We start from the raw sequence: 544 nt of genomic DNA, 5'->3' as shown, positions 1-544 counted from the left end.
GACCAGCGATTTCTCGTCGACGATTTCGCCGATCGGCATGAAGTTGCCGTTCTGCTTGGTCAGGCGCGTCACTTGATGCGCGGCTTCGCGGGTCAGCGCATCACGCAGCGGCGTGTTCGGGTTGACGAAAGAGGCACCCGGCAAGTGCAGGCCCATGACTTCCATCAGCAACTGGTTGGTGTTGGCGGTGCCGTAGAAAGTGCAGGTGCCCGGGCTGTGGTAAGACTTCATCTCCGATTCCAGCAGCTCTTCGCGGGTGGCTTTGCCTTCGGCGTACTTCTGGCGCACGTCGGCTTTTTCCTTGTTGGAAATCCCCGAGACCATCGGCCCACCCGGGACGAAAATCGTCGGCAGGTGGCCGAAACGCAGCGAACCCATCATCAGGCCCGGGACGATCTTGTCGCAGATGCCGAGCATCAGTGCGCCGTCGAACATGTTGTGCGACAGCGCCACAGCGGTCGACATGGCGATCACTTCGCGGCTCGGCAGGCTCAGTTCCATGCCCGGCTCGCCTTGGGTGACACCGTCGCACATCGCCGGAGTG

1 protein-coding gene is annotated in these 544 nt (G+C 61.9%); it reads right to left on the bottom strand.

Going from position 1 to position 544, the window contains the following annotated elements; translation table 11 throughout:
• A partial coding sequence (locus BK660_RS31740; protein ID WP_185045339.1) for a dihydroxy-acid dehydratase domain-containing protein occupies positions 1-544 on the bottom strand: 544 nt, incomplete at both ends.

Origin of the sequence: Pseudomonas brassicacearum, from assembly GCF_003732265.1 — a bacterium.
Classification (GTDB): Bacteria; Pseudomonadota; Gammaproteobacteria; order Pseudomonadales; family Pseudomonadaceae; genus Aquipseudomonas; species Aquipseudomonas brassicacearum_D.
Note: the sequence above shows the minus strand (reverse complement) of the source record. Positions and strands in the feature narration are given on the sequence as shown.